The organism is Niveispirillum irakense DSM 11586 (genome assembly GCF_000429645.1).
Taxonomy (GTDB): Bacteria; Pseudomonadota; Alphaproteobacteria; order Azospirillales; family Azospirillaceae; genus Niveispirillum; species Niveispirillum irakense.
This window is the reverse complement of sequence record NZ_AUCG01000016.1, coordinates 116,983-141,717: the sequence shown is the minus strand read 5'-3', so window position 1 is coordinate 141,717 and position 24,735 is coordinate 116,983. Positions and strand designations below refer to the sequence as shown.

Annotated in this window: 26 protein-coding genes; 9 read left to right on the top strand and 17 right to left on the bottom strand. The window is 63.4% G+C overall.

What is annotated here, in order from left to right:
* Positions 1-20 precede the first annotated feature (20 nt).
* Together G473_RS0104115 and G473_RS0104110 are read left to right on the top strand one after the other, a co-directional pair.
* On the top strand, positions 21-983 hold the full coding sequence (locus G473_RS0104115; protein WP_035705340.1) for a protein phosphatase CheZ: 963 nt from the start codon (positions 21-23) through the stop codon (positions 981-983).
* A 6-nt stretch (positions 984-989) separates the two neighbouring features.
* Complete coding sequence (locus G473_RS0104110) at positions 990-2,252, top strand: pentapeptide repeat-containing protein (RefSeq protein WP_029012057.1); 1,263 nt, start codon at positions 990-992, stop codon at positions 2,250-2,252.
* Positions 2,253-2,441: 189 nt separating this feature from the next.
* Here G473_RS0104110 and acs read toward each other — a convergent pair whose 3' ends face one another.
* Positions 2,442-4,382, bottom strand: coding sequence for an acetate--CoA ligase (gene acs / locus G473_RS0104105; RefSeq protein ID WP_029012056.1), 1,941 nt, complete (start codon positions 4,380-4,382; stop codon positions 2,442-2,444).
* A gap of 352 nt (positions 4,383-4,734) precedes the next feature.
* Here acs and G473_RS0104100 point away from each other — a divergent pair, with 352 nt between their 5' ends.
* Entirely contained in the window at positions 4,735-4,947 is a 213-nt protein-coding gene (locus tag G473_RS0104100; protein WP_154667248.1) for a hypothetical protein, read from the top strand.
* Positions 4,948-4,966: 19 nt separating this feature from the next.
* Here G473_RS0104100 and G473_RS0104095 read toward each other — a convergent pair whose 3' ends face one another.
* From G473_RS0104095 to G473_RS0104085, 3 genes are read right to left on the bottom strand one after another with little or no spacing between them, the layout of a single operon-like run.
* Positions 4,967-5,311 carry a Rieske (2Fe-2S) protein gene (locus G473_RS0104095; protein ID WP_029012054.1) on the bottom strand — a complete coding sequence of 115 codons (345 nt, stop codon included), beginning with the start codon at positions 5,309-5,311 and terminating at the stop codon, positions 4,967-4,969.
* Complete coding sequence (locus tag G473_RS0104090; protein ID WP_029012053.1) at positions 5,308-5,721, bottom strand: EVE domain-containing protein; 414 nt, start codon at positions 5,719-5,721, stop codon at positions 5,308-5,310. Before G473_RS0104090 ends, G473_RS0104095 begins: the two co-directional genes overlap by 4 nt.
* An 18-nt stretch (positions 5,722-5,739) precedes the next feature.
* Positions 5,740-6,018, bottom strand: a complete 279-nt coding sequence (locus G473_RS0104085) for a YciI family protein (RefSeq protein ID WP_029012052.1) — start codon at positions 6,016-6,018, stop codon at positions 5,740-5,742.
* A gap of 208 nt (positions 6,019-6,226) precedes the next feature.
* On the opposite strand from G473_RS0104085, the gene G473_RS28965 reads away from it, so the two are divergent.
* Complete coding sequence (locus tag G473_RS28965; RefSeq protein WP_051329865.1) at positions 6,227-8,956, top strand: rhomboid family intramembrane serine protease; 2,730 nt, start codon at positions 6,227-6,229, stop codon at positions 8,954-8,956.
* Between the two features lie 62 nt (positions 8,957-9,018).
* Here the strand turns inward: G473_RS28965 and msrA are convergent, their stop codons facing one another.
* Entirely contained in the window at positions 9,019-9,576 is a 558-nt protein-coding gene (gene msrA, locus G473_RS0104075; protein ID WP_425411551.1) for a peptide-methionine (S)-S-oxide reductase MsrA, read from the bottom strand.
* Positions 9,577-9,678: 102 nt separating this feature from the next.
* Here msrA and G473_RS0104070 point away from each other — a divergent pair, with 102 nt between their 5' ends.
* Positions 9,679-10,995, top strand: coding sequence for an RsmB/NOP family class I SAM-dependent RNA methyltransferase (locus G473_RS0104070; protein WP_035705339.1), 1,317 nt, complete (start codon positions 9,679-9,681; stop codon positions 10,993-10,995).
* Positions 10,996-11,079: 84 nt separating this feature from the next.
* Here G473_RS0104070 and rraA read toward each other — a convergent pair whose 3' ends face one another.
* Positions 11,080-11,556 (bottom strand): ribonuclease E activity regulator RraA, encoded by a 477-nt coding sequence (rraA, locus tag G473_RS0104065; protein ID WP_029012049.1) that lies wholly within the window; start codon positions 11,554-11,556, stop codon positions 11,080-11,082.
* Positions 11,557-11,766: 210 nt separating this feature from the next.
* Here rraA and G473_RS0104060 point away from each other — a divergent pair, with 210 nt between their 5' ends.
* A complete protein-coding gene (locus tag G473_RS0104060; protein WP_029012048.1) occupies positions 11,767-12,780 on the top strand; it encodes an NADP-dependent oxidoreductase in 1,014 nt (337 codons plus the stop codon).
* On the opposite strand, the gene G473_RS0104055 is transcribed toward G473_RS0104060, so the two are convergent.
* A complete protein-coding gene (locus tag G473_RS0104055; RefSeq protein WP_029012047.1) occupies positions 12,759-13,289 on the bottom strand; it encodes a hypothetical protein in 531 nt (176 codons plus the stop codon). The two genes, G473_RS0104060 and G473_RS0104055, sit on opposite strands and share 22 nt — an antisense overlap.
* Before the next feature lie 96 nt (positions 13,290-13,385).
* On the opposite strand from G473_RS0104055, the gene G473_RS0104050 reads away from it, so the two are divergent.
* The gene (locus G473_RS0104050; protein ID WP_029012046.1) at positions 13,386-13,832 is read left to right on the top strand and encodes a cyclic nucleotide-binding domain-containing protein; all 447 of its coding nucleotides are present in this window, start codon (positions 13,386-13,388) and stop codon (positions 13,830-13,832) included.
* Between the two features lie 4 nt (positions 13,833-13,836).
* On the opposite strand, the gene G473_RS0104045 is transcribed toward G473_RS0104050, so the two are convergent.
* The 10 genes from G473_RS0104045 to G473_RS28960 form a co-directional block, all read right to left on the bottom strand.
* Positions 13,837-14,277, bottom strand: a complete 441-nt coding sequence (locus G473_RS0104045) for an NUDIX hydrolase (RefSeq protein WP_029012045.1) — start codon at positions 14,275-14,277, stop codon at positions 13,837-13,839.
* Positions 14,274-15,623 carry a cation:proton antiporter gene (locus G473_RS25005; RefSeq protein WP_161630937.1) on the bottom strand — a complete coding sequence of 450 codons (1,350 nt, stop codon included), beginning with the start codon at positions 15,621-15,623 and terminating at the stop codon, positions 14,274-14,276. The genes G473_RS0104045 and G473_RS25005 overlap by 4 nt, the downstream gene beginning before the upstream one ends.
* Before the next feature lie 80 nt (positions 15,624-15,703).
* Positions 15,704-16,462: a 2OG-Fe(II) oxygenase gene (locus G473_RS0104030; RefSeq protein WP_029012044.1), complete on the bottom strand. Its 759-nt coding sequence runs from the start codon at positions 16,460-16,462 to the stop codon at positions 15,704-15,706.
* 77 nt (positions 16,463-16,539) lie between these two features.
* Entirely contained in the window at positions 16,540-17,667 is a 1,128-nt protein-coding gene (locus G473_RS0104025) for a beta/alpha barrel domain-containing protein (protein ID WP_029012043.1), read from the bottom strand.
* A 144-nt stretch (positions 17,668-17,811) separates the two neighbouring features.
* Positions 17,812-19,011, bottom strand: a complete 1,200-nt coding sequence (locus G473_RS0104020; protein ID WP_029012042.1) for a DUF1501 domain-containing protein — start codon at positions 19,009-19,011, stop codon at positions 17,812-17,814.
* A gap of 2 nt (positions 19,012-19,013) precedes the next feature.
* The gene (locus G473_RS0104015; RefSeq protein ID WP_051329864.1) at positions 19,014-20,348 is read right to left on the bottom strand and encodes a DUF1800 domain-containing protein; all 1,335 of its coding nucleotides are present in this window, start codon (positions 20,346-20,348) and stop codon (positions 19,014-19,016) included.
* 51 nt (positions 20,349-20,399) lie between these two features.
* Positions 20,400-20,879, bottom strand: a complete 480-nt coding sequence (locus G473_RS0104010; RefSeq protein ID WP_029012040.1) for a periplasmic heavy metal sensor — start codon at positions 20,877-20,879, stop codon at positions 20,400-20,402.
* Positions 20,876-21,349: a hypothetical protein gene (locus G473_RS0104005; protein WP_029012039.1), complete on the bottom strand. Its 474-nt coding sequence runs from the start codon at positions 21,347-21,349 to the stop codon at positions 20,876-20,878. Before G473_RS0104005 ends, G473_RS0104010 begins: the two co-directional genes overlap by 4 nt.
* A 12-nt stretch (positions 21,350-21,361) precedes the next feature.
* Entirely contained in the window at positions 21,362-22,099 is a 738-nt protein-coding gene (locus G473_RS25000; protein WP_245579982.1) for an RNA polymerase sigma factor, read from the bottom strand.
* 24 nt (positions 22,100-22,123) lie between these two features.
* The gene (locus G473_RS28960) at positions 22,124-22,558 is read right to left on the bottom strand and encodes an EF-hand domain-containing protein (protein ID WP_051329863.1); all 435 of its coding nucleotides are present in this window, start codon (positions 22,556-22,558) and stop codon (positions 22,124-22,126) included.
* A 218-nt stretch (positions 22,559-22,776) separates the two neighbouring features.
* Here G473_RS28960 and G473_RS0103990 point away from each other — a divergent pair, with 218 nt between their 5' ends.
* Complete coding sequence (locus G473_RS0103990; protein ID WP_029012038.1) at positions 22,777-23,616, top strand: hypothetical protein; 840 nt, start codon at positions 22,777-22,779, stop codon at positions 23,614-23,616.
* 183 nt (positions 23,617-23,799) lie between these two features.
* Entirely contained in the window at positions 23,800-24,588 is a 789-nt protein-coding gene (locus G473_RS24990; RefSeq protein WP_084437619.1) for a MipA/OmpV family protein, read from the top strand.
* The last annotated feature ends 147 nt before the right edge of the window (positions 24,589-24,735 follow it).

Below are 24,735 nucleotides of genomic sequence, written 5' to 3'. Positions count from 1 at the left end.
ACCGGGTTTTTGGAGGCGTGATGGATCCGTTGGAACTCTCCGAGAAGGAGTACACGGCGCTGGAAGAGGCGCTGCTGGCTTCCGCCCGGGGACGTGCGTTCCTGCGCATGCGCGACCGGCAAACCCGCATCGTTGCCCAGGATGACTGGCGCGCCCTGTTGACCGCGATGACCGAGCAGGTGGCACGGCTGGGCCATGCCAGCCCCGGTATTGCCGCCCCCGATACGCAAAGCCCGCATCTGCACATCATGCGGGAAGAGCTGAAGCAGCTCTCCAGTTATATCGAACAAACCCGCCAGGAAATTGCCCAGCTCCGCCCCATGGATGCCGGATCGAACCGTATCATGGCGGCGACGGGAGAACTGGATGCCATCGTCACCGCCACCGAGCGCGCCACTTCTGACATCCTGAACGCGACGGAGCGGATTCAGGCGCTGGTCAACCGTCTGCCGCCCAGTGACATCACCAATGATATCGATGCGCAGACCATCGAGATCATGACTGCCTGTTCCTTCCAGGACATTACCGGTCAGCGCACCACCAAGGTCGTCAACACGCTGCGCTATATCGAGCAGCGCGTGAACACGATGATCGAAATCTGGGGCGTGGAGGATACCAGTAAGGGTGACAAGGTCGGTGCCGATGGGTTGATTGCCCTGCGTCCGGATGATGACCGGCCCGACCGCCATCTGCTGCATGGGCCCTCGATGGAGGCCGTCAGCCAGGACAATATCGACGCGCTGTTCGACAGCCTGGACACGAGCACGCCTGCTTCTGCTGGCGGTGACATGTCCAGCATGGATGATTGGGGCTTGGCGGCTGAAGAGGAAGTGGCACCGCCCGCGCCTCCGCCTCCGCCTCCCCCACCACCTCCTCCGCCTCCTCCACCCCCGCCCCCACCGCCTCCGCCGCCTCCTCCTCCCCCGCCGCCCTCGTCTGGGGGAACGGTGTCGCAGGCGGATATCGATGCCTTGTTCGGGTAAAAGCCGATGAGTGGAGATGCCCGGCCAGTTGCCCCACGGGTCCGCCTGACACAGGCACAACTCGATCGCGCCTGCGAACGGCACTTGGCCTATCTCTCCGGCTCCGCCGGCGGGGCAAAGCTCAGCCTGCCTTTTTTTGATCTGTCCGACCTCTCCTTCCGGGGACGGAACCTCACCAATGCGAACCTGTCCGGTGCCATCTTGCGCCGGACGAATTTCGTTGGGGCGAAGCTGGATTATGCCGACATGTTCGGCTGTGATCTGGAAGGGGCTGATCTGGGGCGGGCGCAGATGCACCGGACCGACCTGCGGGCTGCGACCTTGCGGGGTGCGGTTTTGCGTGGCGCGCGAATGGTGGAATGCGACCTGCGTGATGGCAGCATGGCCAGCAGCAGCCGCACCGATTTCCGCATTCTGGGGATGGAGATCGGGCCCGCCGATATCAGTGCCGCCATCATGACCGATGCCGATCTGACCCGTGCGCGCCTGTCCGGTTCCTGCGCGCGGGAGGCGGATTTCTCCGGTGCCTTGCTCTGCGGGGCGCAGCTTGCCAGGGTGGACATGCGCGATGCGCAGTTGCGCGCCACCAACCTGATGGGCGCCGACCTGTTGGATACCGATCTGCGGGGGGCCGATCTATCCGGTGCGCAGGTGCCGCCGGAAATGCTGCGGACCGCCATCCGCACCGATGCGGATGCCGTCCGCCGTGCTGCGGAACTGGGCTTGCCGGCGGCCGCTGCTGCGGAAGAGGCGGCTGAGGGCTCAAACAGCCTGGGCCCGGAACGGCTGGAGGCGATGCTGCAATCCCATGCCCAATGGGTGGGCAGTGCCGGCCGCACCGGTCACCAGTTGGATATCAGTGGTCTTGATCTGTCGGGCATGGATCTGGCCGGGCGGGTATTGACCATGATGAAGGCCACCGGGGCCAGCCTGCGCGGCGCCGATTTGCGCGGTGCCCAGATGCAGGCGGCCCAGATGTCCAATATCGACCTTCGCTCTGCTGATCTGCGTTTTGCCGATCTGCGCGGCGCTGCGTTGGGCCGGGCCAACCTGATCGACGCCAATCTGGAAAAGGCCGATCTGTCCATGCTGAAGACCGCGCGCGGGCATGAATTGCGGACCTCGCTGGTCCGCGCCCGGCTGGCGGCGGCCATCTTCCGGGGCGCCAAACTGGTTGGGACGGATTTCACCGGCGCCGACCTGACGGAAGTGGTGCTGGATGGCGCCGATCTGTCTGGCGTGTTGATGGATGGCACGCGCGGCCTGTAATGGCCTTCTGCTCTGCTGGAAATGAAAAAGGGCCGGCATTGCGACCGGCCCTTTGTGTTTACCGTATGCTGACCATAGCAATCTGCCAAAGGTTTGACCTTTGGCAGATTGAAGGCTGGCGACGGCCCGCCCGGCGCTTGAGGGAACAAGAAATCTGCCTTGATCGGTCACGATCAAGGCAGATTGGCGTTAGGTCCGGTTCATGCGGTTGCCGACCAGTTCCGTCACCACATTCGGGTCGGCCAGCGTGCTGGTATCGCCCAGGGCTTCATGCTCGTTGGCGGCGATCTTGCGCAGGATACGGCGCATGATCTTGCCCGACCGGGTCTTGGGCAGGCCCGGCGCCCACTGGATCAGGTCCGGCGTGGCGATCGGGCCGATTTCCTTGCGGACCCAGGCGACCAGCTCCTTGCGCAACTCGTCCGACGTTTCCTCGCCGGCATTCAGCGTCACATAGGCATAGATGCCCTGACCCTTCAGGTCGTGCGGATATCCCACCACGGCGGCCTCGGCCACCTTGGGATGGGCGACCAGGGCGCTTTCGATTTCCGCCGTGCCCAGCCGGTGGCCCGACACATTGATCACGTCATCGACGCGGCCGGTGATCCAGTAATAACCGTCCGCATCGCGGCGGCAGCCATCGCCGGTGAAATACTTGCCCTTGAAGGTGCTGAAATAGGTCTGCACGAACCGTTCATGGTCGCCATAAACGGTGCGCATCTGGCCCGGCCAGCTATCGGAAATGCAGAGATTGCCCTCCGTCGCTCCTTCCAGGATCTGGCCTTCATTATCCACGATCTCCGGCTTCACGCCGAAGAAGGGCAGGGTGGCGGAGCCCGGCTTCTGGCCGATGGCGCCCGGCAGCGGCGTGATCAGGATGCCGCCTGTTTCCGTCTGCCACCAAGTGTCCACGATGGGGCAGCGGCCGTCACCGACGACGGAATGATACCAAAGCCAGGCTTCCGGGTTGATCGGCTCACCCACCGAGCCCAGCAGGCGCAGGGAGGCGCGGCTGGTCTTCTTCACCGGCTCCTCGCCCTCGCGCATCAGGGCGCGGATGGCGGTGGGCGCGGTGTAGAAGATGTTGACCTTGTGCTTGTCAATCACGTCCCAGAAGCGGCTGACATTGGGATAATTCGGGATGCCTTCGAACATCAGTGTCGTGGCGCCATTGGCCAGCGGGCCATAGACGATGTAGCTGTGGCCCGTGACCCAGCCCACATCGGCGGTACACCAGTAGATGTCACCCTCGTGATAATCGAACACATATTGGTGCGTCATGGACGCATAGACCAGATAGCCGCCGGTCGTGTGCAGCACGCCCTTGGGCTTGCCGGTGGAGCCGGAGGTGTAAAGGATGAACAGCGGGTCTTCCGCATTCATCACTTCCGGCGCGCAGTCCGCGGAAACCTTGGCCACTTCGTCATGGTACCAATGGTCGCGGCCTTCCTTCCAGCCGACAGTGCCACCGGTGCGCTTGACCACGATGACGGAGGAAACGTCGGGCAGGCTTTCCAGCGCCTTGTCGACATTGGCCTTCAGCGGCACCTTGCGGCCACCGCGCAGGCCTTCATCGGCCGTGATGACGACCTTGCCTTCGCAGCCCTCAATCCGGTCTTTCAGGCTGTCGGGGGAGAAACCGCCGAAAACGATGGAATGCACGGCACCCACACGGGCGCAGGCCAGCATGGCATAGGCGGCTTCCGGGATCATCGGCAGATAGATCGTGACGCGATCGCCCTTCTTGACGCCATGCGCCTTCAGGACGTTCGCCAGACGGTTCACCTTCTCCGCCAGCTCATTATAGGTGATGTGGGCGCTTTCAGCCGGGTTGTCGCCTTCCCAGATGATGGCCGTCTGGTCACCACGCTTCGCCAGATGCCGGTCGATGCAGTTATAGGCGACGTTGGTGGTGCCGTCTTCGTACCAGCGGATGGCGACATCGCCCTCAAAGCTGGTGTTCTTCACCTTGCTGTAGGGCGTGAACCAGTCGATCCGCTTGCCATGCTCACCCCAGAAGCCGTCAGGGTCGGTGATCGACTGCTCATACATCGCCTTATACTTGGCGGCGTCGACCCAGGCCCTGCTGGCGGCCTCTTCCGAAACCGGAAAGAAGTTGGTGCTGCTCATGGCGTTTTAATCTCCCACGGTGGTCGCCGGATCCTGCCGCCTGTGCGGGCCTGGCAGATCCCCTGCTTCTTTTCCCGCCCCTACTATCTGATGGCACAGGCATCCGATTCAAGGACGCAAGGCACCTGCGGGGCTTGGTTTCATGTAAGCATTACAAATGTTTTTGGGAACATGGACATTCGTCGTGACGGGCGCGGGCGCATTTGGACGGGGCGGGCAAGGTTGCATATCCCCCCAACATACGCGGATGGGCAGGTGTACCGCCGCCGCCGATATGCTATGAAGATAGGACTACCGTTGCGCAGGGCGAACGACACGTTGCGCAGCCGGAATGATGGTGCAGGGAACCGATATGGCGACCGAAAAGAAAAATGACGGTGCGACGGGCCTGGAGGATGGGCAACTGGCCCAGCTTGGCAACCGCACGGCCCTGTTGGCGCTGGATACGTTGCTGACCTTGGTCCCGTCGGGGGACAAGGGCTTTGCCAATGCGGCGGGGGAAGCCCGCATCCTGGCGCGCCGTGTTCTGTCCGCGACCCATGATTATCATGAGGCAATGCGCTGAGCGCAGCATCCAGCCGCCGTCAGGCCGGCTGGATTTCCCCTGACGGGCCGATCTGTAGCGGAACAGGCCGTAGCGGGCGCCCCACACAGGGGCCTTCCACACACATGCCATCTTCGGCCCGGAACAGGGCGCCATGGGTGCTGCATTGCAGATGGGTGCCCTCGCGGTTCATGAACCGATCAGGGTCCATTTCCAGCGGCACGCCGATATGCGGGCAGGCATTGCGATAGCCGAAAACCCTGTCACCCTGGCGGAAGATCAGAATGGGGACGGGGCGTTCGCCGCCCCGGTCCCACCCGAATCCGCGTGCCGTACCGTCTTCTATTTCGTCCAGCCGACAGAAGACGGGGGCGTCGCCACTCATGCCGGCACGCCCATCAGGTCGCAGGCATAGGCCCATTGATCATCGGTCACCGGGCAGACGGACAGGCGCGACTGTTTGACCAACTGCATCTCCGACAGGACCGGGTCTTCCTTGATCCGCTTCAAGGTCAGCGGCACCTTCACCGGGGCGACGGGCTTCAGATCCACCATGACGAAGCGGCCCGCCGGATCGCCAGGGTCGGGATAGGCTGTGGCCACCACTTCGGCAATGCCGACAATCTCCAGCCCTTCATTGGAATGGTAGAAGAAAACCCGGTCGCCAATGGCCATGGTCTTCAGGTTCTTCGCCGCCTGATGGTTGCGCACGCCATCCCAATGGGTGCGCCCATCCTTGACGAACTGGTCCCAGGAATATTTGAACGGTTCGGATTTGACCAGCCAATGGGCCATGGTGTTTTCCCCCTCCGGTCAGGCCGGCAGCACTTTGCGGTAGGGGCGCAGGGTGACGGTCTGGAACAGCCCGGCCTTGGCATAGGGATCATTGGCGGCGATGGATTCGGCCTCCGCCAGATCGGCCACATCCAGGATCAGCAGGCTGCCAACCGGCTTGCCATCTTCGCCCAGGATCGGGCCGGCAATGGTGATCTTGTCGCCAAGGCCGGTCAGATATTCCAGATGCGGCGGGCGGGTCGCCATACGCAGGTCCAGCGCGCCCGCCTTGTCATGACATTCCAGAATGAAGTGCATCGTGATCGCCCCTCGGCTTGCAATTGAGGGCCCATGCTTATCCGCACCCGTCCGCGCCGTCCAGGGGGGAGGTGCTGCGGCTTATTTTGTATAGTGCATGATGATGAGAGTGTTCCCTCTTAGCGCGAAACCGGATAAATCTTAACCAATTGGAAAATATGGTGCCGGCGGCATTGGCCGTACCCGGCGGAACGCGGGGAATTGACGCTTGGATCAGGAAGACACGCCGCGGCAGGGCGAGGATGGCTCCATTGATTTCAGTCGCTACACGGTGGCGCAGCTCTCCGAACTTAAAAGCCTGATCGACCCTGTTTCCAGGCCTTTGGACCATGACCATCTGCAGGAAGAAATCGCGCGGCGGAACGGTACGGATTATCTGTGGACCGGGCGTTTTACCTCCGCCGACGGCATCCTGGGGTGGATCACCGCGATCCGGGAGCGGCAGCCCCTTTACGGCGAGGCAGCGATAGAACTTGCGCCGGACGGCCTGATCTTACACGGGTGGCGCCGGACATGGCTGGGTATTGCCACCCAAGCCAGTGTGCGGGTGCCGTTTGATCGCATCCGCAATGTGGTCAGGGACGGCGCGAACATCTGGTTTAATTGTGGTCGCTTCTCCAGGGTTTGCTTCCAGGCTGTTTCGCCGGCTGCCGCGACCGCTCTGACAGACGTGCTGCCAAGTTTCCAGACCAATGGGTTTGAACGGAAGTGGAGGGCCACGCGTCAATTCAACCTGAAATTGGCGGCAGGCGGGCGATATGCCTGGGTAACCTTGGCATTGGCGCTTCTCAACATTGGTGTGTTTGCCGCCCAGTCGTGGCAGGCGCAGCAGCTTGGTGAATTCTCCATCAACAATATCATGAATTGGGGAGGGAATTACGGCCCGCTGACGGTTAGCGGTGAATGGTGGCGCCTGGTCACTTACGCTTTCCTGCATATGGACCTATGGCATTTATTGATCAATCTGTGGGCCTTGACCGGTATCGGTCGGCTGACGGAGCGTCTTTACGGACGCTGGCGCTATGCGGGTCTTTATCTGGTGCTGGCGGCAATCGCTGGGATGGTATCCCTGTCCTGGCACCCCTCTGTCGTCAGTATCGGTGCGTCTGGTGCGATCTACGGCGTTTTCGGCCTGTTTCTTGGCTATCTGGGGCGTCATTTCCGTCGGGTGCCCGTTTCCCTGATCTGGGCGCATTGGCCCAGTACCCTTGTTTTCGTCATATTCAGCCTGCTTAACGGCATGCAACAGTCCGGCGTGGACAATGCGGCGCATGTGGGCGGGTTGTTGGGCGGCCTTCTTTTGGGCTTGGTCGCCGCACCCCGATTGGACGAGAACGGGCCTGCGCGCTGGTCGCTGTCGCGCATGGGGATAGTGACCTCATTGGCGGCTGCAACGCTGGTCGCAGGTTACGCTCATACGCGCAACAGTGATCTGGGTTTGGCCCCGTGGGAAAAGTATATCCAAGCCCGTGCCTGGTTCAGTGACGGGGCCGGGCGGAATGATCAGCGATGGGGGGAGCTTGCTCAGAGCCTGGGCATCGGGGAAGCCAGCAATCTGGTGGTCGCTGATGCCTTTGAAAAGGAGGTTATTCCCTTCTGGGTGGACGCAGAAAGCCGGCTGGAGCGGGAAGACGCTGGGGTTACGGGCGACTATGTGCAGTTCTCCGCTGTGATGCGGGAACTGATTCAAAGTCGACGCGAAATGGCTGAAGCGCTTGTCAGGGTTCTGCGCAGTAGCAACCCTGATGAAGAAGAGCTTTCCGAAAAATCCAATAAGTTGATGACTGTTATGGCGCATATGCAGGTTTTCCAACTGCGTGCTGCGGCCAGCCATCATCCTGGCAGCTTGGCCAATAACACTGTCATGGACTATCTGTCCCGCCGCCTGTTCGGCGGTGAGCCGACATGTGTGGAGCCGCCTGAGGTTTTTCATCAGCAGGCGAGTGGCGAGGATAATCCCAAGGATGGTCCTGCACGATGGGCGGCGACAGCGTGTGAAGCACAGCGTCTCTTTTTGGAGGCGGATTATGAGGCGCTTGAAGCCCTGTTTAACGCTTCTGCTGCAAAGCTGGGTGACCTGCCTGACGGGAGTTCCAGCATCGATGCGGCGTCGACCGGTCTCTCAAATTTGTTCGAGTTTGGTGAAATCACCATAGATGACGCTTTTGGTCGGCTGGTTACCTGGGCGGACAAATACCCCCAATCAATGTCGGCGATGCTGATGCAGGCCCAGTTCCTGGAAGATTGGGCATGGGCGGCCCGTGGGCACGGGGTTGCCAATGCGGTTCCCGCGCAGGCGGCGGCCCTTTTTTCGATACGCTCCCAGATGGCCAATGCGGTTTTGGAAGAGATTAAGGAGCAAGCGGCGGGTCACCCGCGCTGGTATTCTCAGGCGATGAGAGTCCAGCTTTCTATTTCAAATAAGGATGAGGTTTTCGATCTGTTCCGGGCTGGGAGCGCCCGTTTCCCGACCTATTATGCTTTGCACAGGCAAGTGCTGCGCTCAATGATGCCGCGCTGGGGTGGATCGCATGGCGCTGTCCATATATTCATCAACAAAGAAGTTGAGAGTGTCCCAGAGGAACAAAAAAAGGAACTCTACGCCCGGCTCTTTTGGTCATATCGGAATTTGGAGAACGATGATTTGGACCTGATCCGCAAAGTTGGGATGCGGTGGGGGATTGTCCGTGAAGGGATGCGGGGGCTTATCGATCATCATCCAGACAGTGATTACTGGCTGAATGCTGCCACATCATTTGCTTGTCATGTCGATGATGACAATGAGTACAAGCGCCTTCGGCCCTTGTTACAGGGACGTATGTCCTTCTCGGCATGGCGGAAGAATGAGACGGTCGAAGACTGTGATGCCAAATTCGCCAAGGCAAAGATGGAACCGCAGGACGAGCCTGACGCGCAGGAATCCGAAATTGAGGAATGACCCTGCGGCTTCGGTTCTTTCCGATGCCGCAGGGGATGGGATTTCCGAGGGGACGGTAACGGCTAGCGTCCGTTGATAACCCAATCCGGTCTCACCCAGTGGCAGGTATAGCCATTGGGGGTCCGCTCCAGATAATCCTGGTGGAAATCCTCCGCCTCCCAGAAGGGACCGGCGGGGGTGATGTCGGTCACCACCTTGCCGGGCCAGCGGCCGGATGCGTCCACTTCTGCCGTCACCTGACGCGCAGTTTCCGCCTGGGCCTCATCCAGGGTGAAGATGGCGGAGCGGTATTGCGTGCCGATATCATTGCCCTGGCGGTTGCTGGTCGTCGGGTCATGGATCTGGAAAAAGAACTCGATCAGCCGGCGATAGGTCAGCTTTTCCGGATCGAAGGTGATCTCGATCGCCTCGGCATGGCCGGTCCGGCCGGTTTTCACGTCCTTATAGGTGGGGTTGGCCAGGCCGCCGCCGGTATAGCCGACGCGGCTGCCCAGCACGCCCGGCACCTTGCGGATCAGATCCTGCATGCCCCAAAAGCAGCCCCCGGCCAGAATGGCCTTTTCCGCCGCCATGATAATCTCCATCATCCATTGATGCGTGATGGACTGGAAGGTGGGCACGGGTGCGCCCCAAGTCCAGCCGCACACACCCGCATCCCGGAGGGGCACCTGTGCAGGATCGGCGTTCGACAAGCAAAAAGCAGCGCGCTAAACCCGCCTGCCATGACTGAACAGACCCCTGCCATAGACGCCGCGCTGGCCGCGCGCGTTGCCGCCCTCGATCTGGTTTCCGCCGTCCTGTCCCGGCGTGTGCCGTTCGACGATGCGTGGGAGGGCCATCGCGGCGTGCGCCTGCTGGAGCCGCGCGACCGTGCCTTCGTCCGCCTGCTCTGCGCCACCACCCTGCGCCGGCTGGGCCAGATTGATGCCTGCATCGCTGCCAGCCTGACCAAGCCGGGTCAGCAGTTGAAGGCCGTGGTGCAGGATATCCTGCGCTTGGGCGCAGCCCAGTTGCTGTTCCTGAACACGCCGGCCCATGCCGCCGTCGATACGGCGGTGGAACTGGCGATCATCCGCAAGCAGCATCCCTATAAGGGCCTGATCAACGCCATCCTGCGCCGGCTCGCGCGCGAAGGGCAGACCCTGCTGGCCGCCCAGGATGCCGGGCGGCTGAATACGCCGGACTGGCTGTGGCTGTCCTGGCGCAAGCATTATGGCACCGGCCCCACCCGCGCGATGGTGGAAACCCACCTGGGCGAAGCACCGCTGGACATCACCGTCAAGGGTGATGGTGCTGCCTGGGCGGAGAAGCTGGGCGGCGTGCTGCTGCCCACCGGCTCCATCCGCCGCCCGTCCGGCGGGCAGGTGACGGAATTGCCCGGTTTCGAGGATGGTGTCTGGTGGGTGCAGGATGCCGCCGCCGCTATCCCGGCCCGGCTGTTCGGTAATCTGAAGGGCCGCACCGCGGTGGATCTCTGCGCCGCGCCCGGCGGCAAGACGGCCCAGCTTGCGGCTGCCGGTGCCAGTGTCACGGCGGTCGACCGGTCGGACAAGCGGCTGGTTCGCCTGACCGAGAATATGCAACGCCTGGGCCTGGACAAGGTGACCACCATCGTGGCCGATGCCACGGAATGGCGTCCCGATGCGCCGGTGGATGCCGTGCTGCTGGATGCACCGTGCAGCGCCACCGGCACCATCCGCCGCCACCCCGATGTGGCGCGCCTGAAGGATGAGGAGGATGTGGAGAAGCTGGGCCGCATCCAGTCCCGCATGCTCTATCGCGCCGTTGATATGCTGAAGCCCGGCGGTACGCTGGTCTATTGCACCTGCTCCCTCCAGCCCGAGGAAGGGGAGGTTCAGGTGACCAATCTGCTCTATCGCCGGCCGGAGATGGAGGTTGTCCCCGTCACGGCGGATGAGGTGGGCGGCATGGCGGAATTGCTGACGCCGGAAGGGTTTGTCCGCTGCCATCCCGGCCATCTGGCCGATCAGGGCGGCATGGACGGCTTCTTCGCCGCGCGGCTGCGGCGGGTGCGCTAGAGTGTGATCGGTTCAAATGGAATCATTTGAACCGTGAATCACACGACAAAACAAAAGTTTAGGGTCCACCCGCCTTTCCCGCCATCAGGCCTTTTGCGGCAGCAGGACGATCCCGTCTTCGTCGCTATAAAGCCATTGGCCGGGGGTGAAGTCGCAGCCACCGAAATGCACGGTGACATCGGCATCGCCGGCGCCGGTCTTGGCGCTTTTCAGCGGGTTGGTGCCCAGGGCCTTCACGCCCAGGGGCAGGGCGGCAATCGCCACGCTGTCGCGGATGGCCCCGTTCACCACAATCCCGGCCCAGCCATTTTTCACGGCCATCCCGGCGATCAGATCCCCGACCAGGGCGGAGGAGAGCGAGCCGCCGCCATCCACCACCAGCACCGCGCCCTCACCCGGGGTGGCCAGGATGGATTTCAACAGCGCATTGTCACGGTGGCAGCGCACCGTGCGCACCCGGCCGAAGAAGCGGGCCTGGCCGCCATGGTTGCGCAAAGGGGCCGCGCAGCTTGCGATCACCTTTTCATGCGCATCGACCAGATCGGCTGTGGTGAAATCCATGGGCGCCTTCCTTCCACATGATGGCTGATTTTCCGCCTGGGGAACGGCGGGCCGCTCGCTTTGGTCCATCCTGCGCCAAAGATTGGTCGGCGGGGAGAGCGACCTTGGCATGACCATTTCGGGAAGGCTTGCTGAATTCGGTTGTCTCGAACATTTGTTTGAATGATCCTGGCAGTTGAGACGGCGAACCGCCGCGGATGGGAGGAAAAGATGAGCGAGACCAACCGGCATTGGGTGCTGACCGACCGGCCCAAGGGTGGCAATTTCAACGAGGTCCTGGACCTGCGGGAAGAAGCGGCGCCCGAGCCGGGCGAGGGTGAATACCGCGTCCGCACCATCTATCTGTCACTGGACCCGACCAATGCGGTCTGGATGCAATATGACACCTATCTGCCGGCGGTGCCGCTGAACAGCACCATGCGCGGGCTGGTGCTGGGTGTGGTGGACAAGTCCAACCATCCCAAGGTGAAGGTGGGTGATATCGTCAGCGGCATGGGCCGCTGGGCTGATTATCTGATCACCAACGGGGAGGGGATGGGCAAGGTGCCGCGCCTGCCCGGCCTGCCGCTGCTCTCCTATCTGGGGCCGCTGGGAATGACGGGGGCCACGGCCTATTTTGGCCTGCTGGATATTGGCCGCCCCAAGGAGGGCGAAACGGTGGTGGTTTCTGCCGCTGCCGGGGCCGTCGGCTCCCTGGTCGGACAGATTGCCGAGTTGAAAGGCTGCCGCGCGGTGGGCATTGCCGGATCGGACGAGAAATGCGCTTGGCTGACCGATGAACTAGGCTTCGATGCCGCCATCAATTACAAGGCCAGTGGCTGGCGCAAGGCCCTGCGTGCCGCCGTGCCCAATGGCATCGACATCTATTTCGAGAATGTCGGCGGGGAGATCACCGAAGCCGCACTTGACCTTTTGAACCTGAAGGGGCGCATCCCCTTCTGCGGTGCCATCAGCCAGTATAACGCCACCCAGCCGGCCCCCGGTCCGCGTAACCTGTCTGTGCTTGTGTCCAAGCGCGCGCGGATGGAAGGGTTCCTGGTGCTGGATTACACCCCCCGCATGGGGGAGCTTTATACCGAGATGGGGCCCTGGGTGGCGGAAGGCCGCATCAAATGGCGGGTCGATCTGGACCAGGGGCTGGAAAACACGCTGACCTCCTTTGCCAAGCTGTTCAATGGCGGCAACCGGGGCAAGCTGGCGGTTCAGGTCTCCCCGGAACCATAAGGCACGGGGGCGGGCGGCAGGTCGGGAAGGCTGGCTGCCCGCCCTATCAGCAGGTCCGCCAGCTTGGCATCTATGGGTTCGTTCCCACCGCCCAGTGTGTAGAGCGCGGGGGCCGGCCGGCGGCGATGGGCCATTTCCATCAAGGGCCGCAATTCATAGCGATAGCCGGCATGGCCGAAGGGAAACCGGTCCAGCAGCAGCAGGCGGGGGCGGGTCTGGGCGAACAGGGCCAATAAGGCTGCGGTGCGCCTTTTCTTCCAGGCGGGGTCGGCAGGGTTTCCGCCCTCATCCCCGGCGGTTGCCCCGTCTCCCAAAGGCTGGGACGGGGGCAGTGGGGCCAGCGTGATGCCGGGGTCGATATCCCGGATGGTGCTTCCGCCCCAGGCCAGCAATAGCCGCCATCCTGCCCCAGCCAGCCCGTTTGCCGCTGCCACAATCCGCGCGCCATCGTCCCTGTCCAAAGGCTGCGCCCAGAACAGCACATCATGGGTAAATACGGGAACCGACACGCGGTCTTCTCCATTCACTGGCTGGACAAGCAGTGCCGGTTACGGCACGAAGAACCTAATAAAAATCATAGCCCGCAGGGGGGCGCAGGGGGATATATGGGGGCCAGCCTGACGACGGAGATTGAAGCCTTACGCCGCCTGTCGATCTTTTCAGGCATTGAACTCTCGAAGCTGAAAATACTGGCCTTCACCAGCGAGCGGGCCTCCTTCACCGGCGGGGCGATATTGTTCCGCCAGGATGAAGTGTCGGACGCCGCCTATGTCATCCTGGATGGCACGGTGGAGGTGCAGGTGGAAACACCCAATGGCCAGCGTCATGTCGCCCTGGTCGGGGATAATGGCATTGTCGGGGAAATCGGCATCCTGTGCGACGTGCCCCGCACGGCCACTGTCCAGGCCGTGGGACCGGTCACCACCCTGCGCATCAGCAAGGACCAGTTTTTCCGTCTGGTGGGGGAATTCCCGCAGATTGCCGTGGCGGTGATGCGGGAACTGGCCCTGCGGCTGGAAAAGACGACGCGGGACCTGACACTCAAGAGCTGAAGCATCAGGGCGGGGCTTGCCGTTCCGTCCAGGCGCGGCGCAGCACCTGTTTCAGGGGCTCCCACGTCACAAGTTCCTCCCATTCTGCTGCTGTGGCCCAGCAGACGGCGCGGGCATCATCATTGGCAACCGGGGCGCCTGCACGCCATTCCGCCACCACATCCACGATCGTGTAGTGGAACAGCAGCGCGCCCGCCGCGTCATGGACGATATTGTCCACGGCAGTCAGGATGGACAGGGCTTCGGCTGTGACGCCGGTTTCCTCCATCACTTCGCGGGTCGCCGTTTCGAACAGGGTTTCCCCCAGTTCCTGGCTGCCGCCGGGCAGAGACCATTCCCCCTCACCGGGCGGCTTGCCCCGCTGGACCAGCAATATCCGGTCACCTTTCCAGACGATACAACCGACGCCGACGCGCGGATGGGTCAGGGGGGCAGGTGCGTTCATGATGGGTCCGGATTGTTGGTGCCATTACGCCCGGCCATGCGCCGGATCAGGGCGACGCCAGCCCGCGCCCCGCGCATCGTGGTACGCGCTGTCCGGTTCACCACGGCGATTTCCCCGCCATAGACCTGCTCCAGCGCGCCGCGCAGGGAACCGGCACTGCCGGCAGCCAGCGCGTGGAACCGCTTGGCGGCATCCAGCCAGAGCGGGCTGGCCAGCCAGGACAGGGCGATGACGGTTACCGCCAACTGATAGCCCTGCGGGTCGATGGCGGCGATGGAAAGGCCGGCGGCGGCCAGCACGAAGCTGAATTCCCCCAGTGATCCCATGATCACGCCAGCCGGGAAGGCCCGCTCCCACGGTTCCCCCAGCAGGTGCAGCGTACCGACATTGATGGCGCTTTTCACCAGGGTCACGATCAGCAGCAGCAACAGCACCTCGCCCAGATGATCCCACACATAGGTAAGGTCGATCAGCAGGCCGATGGACAGGAAGAAGACCACCACCAGCACCGACTGGATCGGGTGGGTGGCGCGCAGCGACAGGGTGCGCCCGTCGGAATTGCCCAGCATGAAGCCGGCGATGAAGGCACCGAAGGCGGTGGACAGGCCCAGCACGCCGGTCAGCGCCGCCATGGTGAAACACAAGGCCAGGGCCGCCAGCGGCACCACATCATGGTTACGGCGGAACCAGTTGCCATAAGGCACCGTGATCCGTTCCCGGCGCGACAGGAACCAGACCAGACCCGCCAGCGCGGCGACGGCCCCGGCCAGTTTGGCGATGATGGCGGCATCCAGGCCCGATCCGGACCCCATGCCGTTGGTGATCAGCAGCAGCGGCACAAAGGCCAAGTCTTGGGCGATCAGCACGCCGATGGTGATGCGCCCCGTCTCCGTCTTCAGTTCCCCGATATCTTCCAGCATCTTGATGGCGACCGCCGTGCCCGACAGGGCGACGATGAAGCCAAAGACGATGGATCTTTCCATCGGCCAGCCCAGCACCAGCCCGGCCAGGGCCGTTACAGCCAGCGACAGGCCGATCTGGCCCAGCACCGCCAGCAGCGCGACTTTCCACACGGCCAGGAAGGACTTGACCGACAATTCCATGCCGACCAGGAACAGCAGCATCAGCACGCCCAGTTCAGCCAGGGTGTGGATGGATTGAGAGTTGCTGACCAGCCCGAACCCGCCCGGCCCCAGAACGATACCGGCGACGATATAGCCAACAATGGCTGGCTGCTTCAGGCGAGACAGCCCCAGCCCGCACAGCAAGGCCACCGAGGTGACGATGGCGATACCCGTGAGATCGAAATGATGTTCCAACTGTTTTCCCCAGAGGGTGCCGGACAAGGACAACAATTTCCGCCATCGCATCATGACCGTCCCGCTGGGGCCATCCGGCATGATTGATGGTTGGTAGGCGCGGCAGATCAGGCGCTATCGTCGTCCTGCTTGTCCCGCAGCCAGCCGGTCAGGCCATATCGACCAGCCGCCGCGAAGGGGGCGACATAGCTGACATGGTGCCATATCGGGACATGGAACATGTTCAATGTATTGAAGCAGGGGGCGAACCCTTCCATGACGTTACCGTCTTCATCCAGGAATTCCAGGATGCCGCCCCATTCCGTCCGCCAGACGGGGGTCATGTTCAGAACATAGGCCATGCGGCGGCCCTTGTAGGTATGGTCGCGGTCCGTATGCCGGGCCAGGAAATGGCCGGGCCGGAACAGGGTGGCTTGCGAATCCGCCATGCCGATGGAAGGGACATCGGAAATATACCGGATGAAATCCAGAAATTCCGGGCTGTTGAAGAACTCAACGAACCGGAAGACGTAAAGATCAGGCGCCAGCTTTTTCTGAAGCAGGTCCCAGATCGGGTAATTGTGATATAGAAACTGGTAGTCGAATTTGGCTTTATCGATGATGTAGTTCGATAGCCATTGGCTCTGTGCCGGCGTCATTGCCTTGACCTGGGTCGGGTGCATGGCATGCACCTTCTCGTCCCCGTCACTGAAGATCGTGTTCCATTCCACCTCTTCGCTCAGGCACTTGTGCAGCCGCTCCGCCACTTTTTCGGGGAAGACATTCTTGATCTGCACGCGCCGGCGCTGGCGCAGCGTCTCGCGGATCGCCTCCCGATCCAGGGTCGGGTTCAGGTGGATGGGCGGATAATGCTTCTTGCTGCTCATGGTCTGTCCCTGTCGCCGGGCGCTTTTCAATGCTGGTCCCGGGGTGGCCGCCTTCTGTGCGGCGCCCCGGCCTGTTCTTATCGCCGCAGCAGGAATTCGCGGCCAACCTTGACCCGCTTCACGCCGGCATATTCCACAATATCGGCGGTGGCATAGGTCTCCGACCATTTGTCGGGCAGATAGCTGCCGGTGCCCACAATATCAATTGGGGCCAGGGCGTCAGCCATGACGCGGCATTTCTCCGGGGAGAAGCCGCTGCTGGCCACGATCTTCACCTTGGTGAAGCCTTCCGCATCCAGCTTTTCCCGCAGCCAGTGGATGGCAGCGGCGGAGACGCCGGCCCCGATCAGGTGGCGCAACTCGCTTTCATCGCGATAGCCGCGGATGCTTTCCGGGGCGCGGCGGTCCAGCACGGCATAGGAGGTGGGCGGGTCCAGCCCTTCCACGAAGCGCCCGCCGGGCGTGTCCAGCCGAAGGGCCAGGGCCCCTTGGGCGGCCAGATCGGGGAAGCGCCGGCAGACGGCCAGGCTGTCCGTCACCTCATGGCCGAAATAATCGACCAGCACGGTCATGGGCTGGCCAGGGAAGGTCTCGTGATACATCTCCGCTGCACGGACGGTGGAGCCGGCATAGCCGATCAGGGCATGCGGCATGGTCCCCATGCCGCGATCCTGGGCGAAATAATGGGCCGTGGCGTCCGTGGCATTGCCGATGAAGCCGATGGCCCCGTCCTTGCGCCGGGCGCGGGCAGAGCCGACGGATGCGGCATAGGCCATGATCTCTGCCATCTCCGTCCCGGCGCAATGGCGCGCATCCATGGCCAGGAAGGAGACTTTGGGCAGGCCGGCGCACATCATATAGGCGTTGTAGGCGGCCACGCAGGCGGGGCCCAGCTTCATCAGGAACAGGGTTTCCAGTTCCGCCATCTGGCTGAAGGGGCCGGTGATCCACATCATCGGCTCGCCTGCGCCGACCCATTTGCCTTCTTCGTAATTCTGCTGGATATCGGGCGTGAAGCCACGGGCGGCCGCCGTTTCGCGCAGCCATTCCAACGCCAGCCGGGGGGCGAACACCACGGGGCGGCGCATGAACACGGCATAGGTGACGCTTACATCACCAAACTTTTCCACCACGGCGCGGGTGCGCTGGAAATAGACATCGGTCCAGGCAGTAACGGCATCGGGTGCGGGCGGGGTGCTGGCCATGAAGGGCTTCCGGAACTCGGGGCAACAGGCGGCGATCTTAGACCGGCGCCGGGGCGCCGCGCAAACGGGCCTTACCGGTTCATTATTCTTTCAGCTTGATTAGAGAGTTGGATTTTTCTGAAAATTCATCCTCATGGCCAGCGGTCAGGCCCGTATCAGGTCGGGCAGGGCGCGCACCTTGGAGTCGTCGGGGAAGACCTGCCGGTCCAGGGCTGAGGCCGGTACGCCCATATGGTCCCGCAGCACGCCCTTCAGCAAGGCGCGCATATCGGTGGTCGGGGCCAGATCGCGGTTCTCATACAGCTTGTCCTCGCGCAGGCCCGGCCATGTGCCGATGACCCTCCCGCCTTCCACCGCGCCGCCGGCCAGGAAGGCGACACCGGCGGTGCCATGGTCGGTGCCGTTGGTGCCGTTGGGCCGCACGGTGCGACCGAATTCCGTCACCACCGCAACCACACTCTTGCCCCAGGCTTCGCCCAGCCCTTCACGCAGATTGATCAGCACATCCGACAGGTCACCCAGCGCATTGGCCAGCCGGCCCTTGGCGGCGCCCTGGCCGACATGGGTGTCCCAGCCCTGGATATCCATCACGGCCACACGCGGGCCGGCGGGGTCGGCCAGCATGCGCCCCGCGGTGGTGGCCAATAAAATCCGGTCCTTGGCGCGGGGCTTGCCGGGCATGATGCCGCTGGCCTGCTGCGCCATGTCGGCAATGCCCAGCCCGGCATTCAGCGCTGGCCCCAGCACGGCATCATCCTCGTAAAGGTTCATGACACGGGCCAGGAAATCATCCGTCGGTTCCGGCAGGGTGGAGGGGGCCCAGCTTGCCACGGGCACCGTGCCGCGCATGACCAGCGGCACCCCCTGGCCCAGCGCCAGCCCCAGCCCGCGCCCGCCGCCATCCAGCCGTCCCAGGGCGCGGTTCAACCAGCCGCTATCAATGCGGCCGGGTTTGTTGCCGCCGCTTTCCAGCAAATCCTGCGCGTCGAAATGGCTGCGTTCCCGATAGGGGGTGGCGATGGCATGGGCGACCAGAAGTCCCCCTTCCTGCCACCAGCCATGGATGGGTGCCAGGGCCGGATGCAGGCCGAAATGGCCATCCAGATCCAGCACCCCGTCCGGCTGTCCTGGTTCCGCCAGGGCCAGGCCGCCCCGGATGGTGCGGTAATCGGGATCGGCATAGGGGGCGACGGCGCCCAGCCCGTCCATCGCCCCGCGCAGCACCACCAGCACCAGACGGTGATCGGTACGGGCATCGGCAAAGGCGACCCGGAAAGGGGATGCGGCCAGCGCCAGCCCACCGGTGGCGGCCAGGGCGGCGTTGAGGAATTGGCGGCGATGCATCCTTACCTCCTCTGAAAAGCGGGGGAAAGCAGGGTGAGGGCCAATGCCTCCCCTGGCGAGGGCGCGCGTTCCACGGTGCGGTGCAGGTCCTCATTGGCCCTGCCGCCCAATATGTCGGCCAGCAGCGCGCGCGCATCAATGCGGCTGCCAATTCGCTGGCCCAGGGCCAGCGACCAGTCGACCCGCCGCACCACAGCGTCGGGCCCGGCCCAATCGGCGGCGCGATCCGGCCATCCGGCGGGGGAGGGGGCGCTGAACGGCATCTGCCCCAACAGGCCCAATGTGTTGGCCAGTTGCTTCTCGTCCATCGGCAGGTCGGTGGCGCGCAGGGTTGCGATCAGGAAATCGTTGGGGCTGCGCAGTTTGGCCAGCGGATGGGCCCAGGCGGCATCCAGCCCCACCAGGGTCCGGTAAAGAACAGTCAGATCGCCGCCGCTGTCGCGGAACTGGCGCTCCAGGGTTTTTACGGCATCGTCGGGGGGATCATCGGCGATGAAATGGCGGGCCAGCTTCACCGCCACATGCCGGGCGGTGGCCGGATGGTTCGCCAGGAAGGTGATGGCCTGCCCGGCCTCTTCCGCGCCGGCTTCGGCGACCTTGTGGCCGACCAGGATCTTCGTTCCCGGCTCATGCGTGTTGGGGTTGAAGCTGGCGGCACCCGTTTCCTTGTCGATGGCCCATCCGGTCAGGATCAGGGCCAGGGCGCGGACATCATCCTGATCGTAACCGCCATTGACCCCCAGTGTGTGCAGTTCCAGCGCTTCGCGTCCCAGGTTTTCATTCAGGCCGCGCTTACCCTTTGATCCGGCACGGCTGCCCGGTCCCACCGACTGCACATTGTCCAGATAGACCAGCATGGCCGGGTGCAGGATGGCGGCCTTCGCCATATCCTCGAACCGGCCGAGCAGGTTGGGGCGGATGGCTTCATTCTCAAAGGCCACGGCCAGGGGTGCCACCTCGCCCCGCTGGGTGGACACGGTGAAATGGTTGGACCAGAACTGGACCAGCCGCTCCAGGAACGGTGCCTCACTGGCAATGGCGGTCCGCGTCCGGGCGACAATGTCGGTGCGATAGGCTTCGCGCAGGGCCTTCTGCCGCTGCTCCCGCTCTTCCGGTTCCGACATCCTGGCGGCAAAAACCTCCTGCATCCGTGCGGCGCTGCCGGGATGGTCCAGGAAAATCGCAGGTGTCAGCGGCAGGTCGGTCTTGAGCTGGCTTTCCACCCAGCCTTTGGGATCATGGCCCACCCGGGCCGGATCGCCGGGGGCGGCGCCGAACCCGAAGCGTGACAGGGCATGCGCCGCCGCACCGGCGGCGTCGGGGACAAGCATCGTCATGGCACATCTCCCTCAAGGCCGGCGGATATCTGTCCGGCGGGCGACGGTGGCCTAGGGGCGCGGGGGCGGGGGACGGTCGCCGGGCTTGCCCGGTCCGTCATGCGGACCTTTGGCAGGGCCTTTATCGTCCTTCGGCTCCGGCGGTGGAGGCAAAGTGCCGGCAGCCTGGGCTGCCGCCATCCGTTCAACAATCGTGCTGTGCAGATGTTCCTGCGCCCGTGTCGTTTCGTTGCGCAAATCCGCCAGGGCCTGGCTGGCGGCTTCCGCATCGAAGGGGCGGGCGCGCAGTGCGCGGTTCACGTCCCGCCGGGCAGCGCGCATTGCTTCCACCCGCTGGCGGATTTCCGGGGACCGGGGCTTCATCGCCTCGCGCACATCCTCCCGCAGCGGGTCCGGCAAGGCCCCCAGATAACGGTCGGTGGGGCCTGGATCATCGCGCAGATAGCGCCCCAATGTCAGGCCGGCAACGCCAAGATTGACCGACAGGGACAGCACCAGGGCGCCGGCCAGGATCAGGGTGGACCGTTTCATTCCCCTTGCTCCACATCCACCGCGTCATAATCGGCGGTCAAATTCAACAGGGCCACCAGATCCTCCGCATTGGTTGACCGGTCGGTGCCAAGGGCGGCAGCCGGCAGCATCTGGCCATAGCCCAGTACAAAACCGAAGAAGGCGGCAGCACTGGCCGTCGCCATGCCGGCGGACCATTGCCGCCACGCCCCTTGCACCCCCGCCAGCAATGCCGCCAGACCGGATGGCTGGCGGGCCTGCCGGGGATGGGCCAGCGGAATATCCATCACTGCCTGCCGCAGGCTGGCGGAGGCGGGGGACGGGGGCAGGGTTGCCAGCGTTTCAACCAGCAGCCGTTCCGTTTCCAGCAACGATGCCAGTTCCGGATCGACCGCCAGTGCGGTCATGGCCTTTGCGCGGCTGGCCGGCGGCCAGGAGTCCAGATCGGGGCCATGCCGGTCGAGCAGATTGGTGAATTCCTCATGTCTCATCGCTCAATCCCCTCAAGCCCCGTCGCGCCCGGCACCGGAACCCCACCCGGCCAGTTTCTCCCGCAAGGTTTTGCGGGCGCGGACCAGGAGTGTTTCCAGCGCCTTGACGCTGATATCCAGAGAACGGGCCGCTTCCGCATTGGAAAGGCCCGCTTCATACGTCAATGTCACGGCTGCACGCAGCCGTTCCGGCAATTCTGCCACGGCACCGGCCACCGCCTGCCGTGTCTGATTAACGGCCAGGGTGCTTTCTGCATCCAGGGCCGGATCGGCCGGATCGCCGGCGGCGTCCAGGTCCACGGTGACCGGCCGCCGTTTGCGGTCCAGGCACAGGTTCATTGTGATGCGGTAGAACCAGGTGGAAAACCGGGCGGCACGCGGATCAAACCGCCCGGCATTCTGCCAGAGCCGCAGGAAGGCTTCCTGCGCCACATCCTCCGCCTCCGCCATATTGTTCAGCACGCGGCGGGCAATGGTGACCGTCCGGTCCAGATGACGCGACACCAGAAGCCCATAGGCCCGGCGGTCACCATCCGCGACGCGGGCCACCAGGGCCTCATCGCTGGCCTCTTCGTCCAGAGCCGGATCATCACCCCGGGGGGCCGGCGGGCCGGGTTGCCTTTCGCTTCCCGGCCGCCATCCGTCATGGCGCATGATCACGCCCCGTTGTTGCGCATCGTTCCGGTCATCGTCCGCCAGGGGCGGACCGTCCGTTACTCTACGCAATTGTGCCGTGGCCGTCATGCCCATGGCGGTTGACCCCGATCCTGTCCGTTACTGCGGCTTCTTTTCGCCACGCTCCTTGCGGGGATGGTCGCGGCCATGGTCGGGCTTGAAGGCGTTGAATTCCTCCGCCGTCACGATGCCGTCCTTGTTGGCGTCCATCCGGTCAAACATGGCCAGCGCACGCTCGTTGCGGGCTTCGTTTTCCGCGGCGATCAGGGCGGCGGGGAAGTCGGCGCGGGTGATCTGGCCCTTGCCGGCCTTGTCCAGCTTCTTGAAGCGCTCTGCCTTGATGGCCGCGCGCTCTGCATCGTCCAGCTTGCCATCCTTGTTGGTATCGTACTTGGCCAGCATTTCCTGACGGATCGCCTCACGGCCGGGGCGCTGCGGGCCCTCCTGGCCGGGTGCGGCAACGGCCGCGATGGAGGTCAGGGCCAGGCCGGCGGCCAGGGTGGCAATGGTCAGGGAACGGGTCAGGGTCTGCATCTTTATCACTCCGATCAGGGAACAGGGCAGCGGGATTGATCCTGCTGCGGTCGGAGGTCGGACACGGCGCCATGTCGCCTCGTTCAATCCTGATACGGGGGGCGGCGGAAAACCCTGCATCACTTCTTGCGCGTGCGTTGATGCCGGCTTGATGGTAATAACGGTATATTAATAGGAGCTGGCCCGAAGACCAGCGCCAGAGAGGAACCAGCCGGTCGATGCCACCGTCGGAGGGCAAGTCCAAGGGCGTGATCTATGGCCGTAGCCTGGATTTCAGGCCCCTGCCGCCATCGGCAGAGATATTGGCCAATCCCATCCGCCTGACCAATGTCGATTATGTGCGGTTGCCCCAGAAAAACTGGCGCGACAAGCTGCGCCTGACGCTCCAGGCCGCTGGGCTTACGGTGGTGCCAGGCGTGGTGCGGCTGCGCTGGCAGGCGCGTGACATGATCGACACGCTTCAAACCTCCCTGCTGGGCCGGGGGCGGGGCCGGCGGGCCAGCATTACCCACCCGCTGCAACTGATGCCGGCGATTGAGTTCATGATGTCCCTGCCGGCGGACCTGACCCCGGAACGCCGGATGATGCAGGGGTTGATCGGCCGCGCTTTGGCTGACTATCGCACCAGGATCAGCGCGGGGCGGGAACGCCCCATGACATTTGCCAGGGAAGCGTCGCACCATTTCTATGCTGGCTATAAGGAACAGCAGCTTCTCAGCCGGGGCGGCAGCGAGGCGGAGCAGTTCCGCACCATTCAGCGCATCTACACCAGCTATTATTTTTTCCGGGTCAATTACATCTTCGCGATCATCGCGCGGGAACCCCCGGAATCCGGTACCAAGCTGTTTTCCAAATTCATGCGCGTGGTTTTTTTCCTGTCCACGATCCAGGATGACGGCACCATCGCGCCAAAGCCCGCCTATCGCCAATTGCCGCCCAAAGAGCATGTGGTCTTTCTGGCCCGGCGCGATATGGCCCTGCAGGCCCGACTGCGGGAGGATGAGGGCCTGCGGGCGGAATTGCAGAACCTGCTGCGCTATTTCCGCTCCACGCGCTGATCTCTCCACCTCCCGTCCGGCCTTTTTTAAGACAAGATCCAGAAAAGCGCACCCCCACCCTGGCCGGATATTGGACCTTCCTTAGTTCTCCGGTGACAGGCATCACTGCCGCGCTTGTATATCCCACGGAGAAAACATCTGTTCGGCAGCATAAGCATCGCCGGCAGTTGGAGAAAATGCGAGATGTCTATGAAGTTGGTGTTTCCCCTGACGATGGGGCTGACGATGTGCGTGCTGGCTTTTGGCACCGCCCAGGCCCAGTCGGCGGACGAGAATGATGGCTGGCAGGTTCGGCTGGGCGTGCTCGGCGGTGCCCTGCCGGATTATGAAGGCTCCGATGATTACCGCTTCAAGCCGCTGCCGGATATCGAGATCACCTATGGTGATACGTTCTTCCTGGACCGGCGGGGCCTGGGCGCCAACCTGATCCAGTCTGGCCCGCTGACGGCAGGGGTGACGGTGGGTTATGATGGCGGGCGCAAGGAAAAGCGCAACGCCGCCCTTCGCGGCATGGGCAAGGTGGGCGATACCGCCATTGCCGGCGCCTTCGCCAATTACCAGATCGGCCGCTGGGTACTGAACGCCGATGTGAATACCGACATGCTGGGCGATGGGCATGATGGCACCACGGCCAGCTTCGGCTTCTCCTATGTGATGACGCCCAGTGAACGGCTGATGGTTGTTCTCGGGCCGTCCATCACCTGGGCCAGCGACAATTACATGCAGAGCTATTTCGGCATCAATACGGTTCAGGCGGCCCGTTCCGGTCGCGCCGTCTATCGTGCTGAATCTGGCTTCAAGGATGCCGGGCTGATGGGCTTTGGCATCTACAAGCTGACCGAACATTGGTCGCTGACCGGCGTCGCCGGCTATAACCGCCTGCTGGGGGACGCCGCGGACAGTCCGCTGGTTGACCGGGATGGCAGTGCCGATCAGTTCTTCGGCGGGCTGGGGATTTCCTACAGCTTCTAAAGATAAGACCAACCCGCCTGAAGTTTGACCTTCAGGCGGGTTGGAGGGCGGCGACTGAGACAGTACAAAATCTCTCGTGATCACCCACGATCACGAGAGATTGGTATGAGCCCGGTGGCTGGTCCGGCGGCGGTTTCCCCGCCGGGC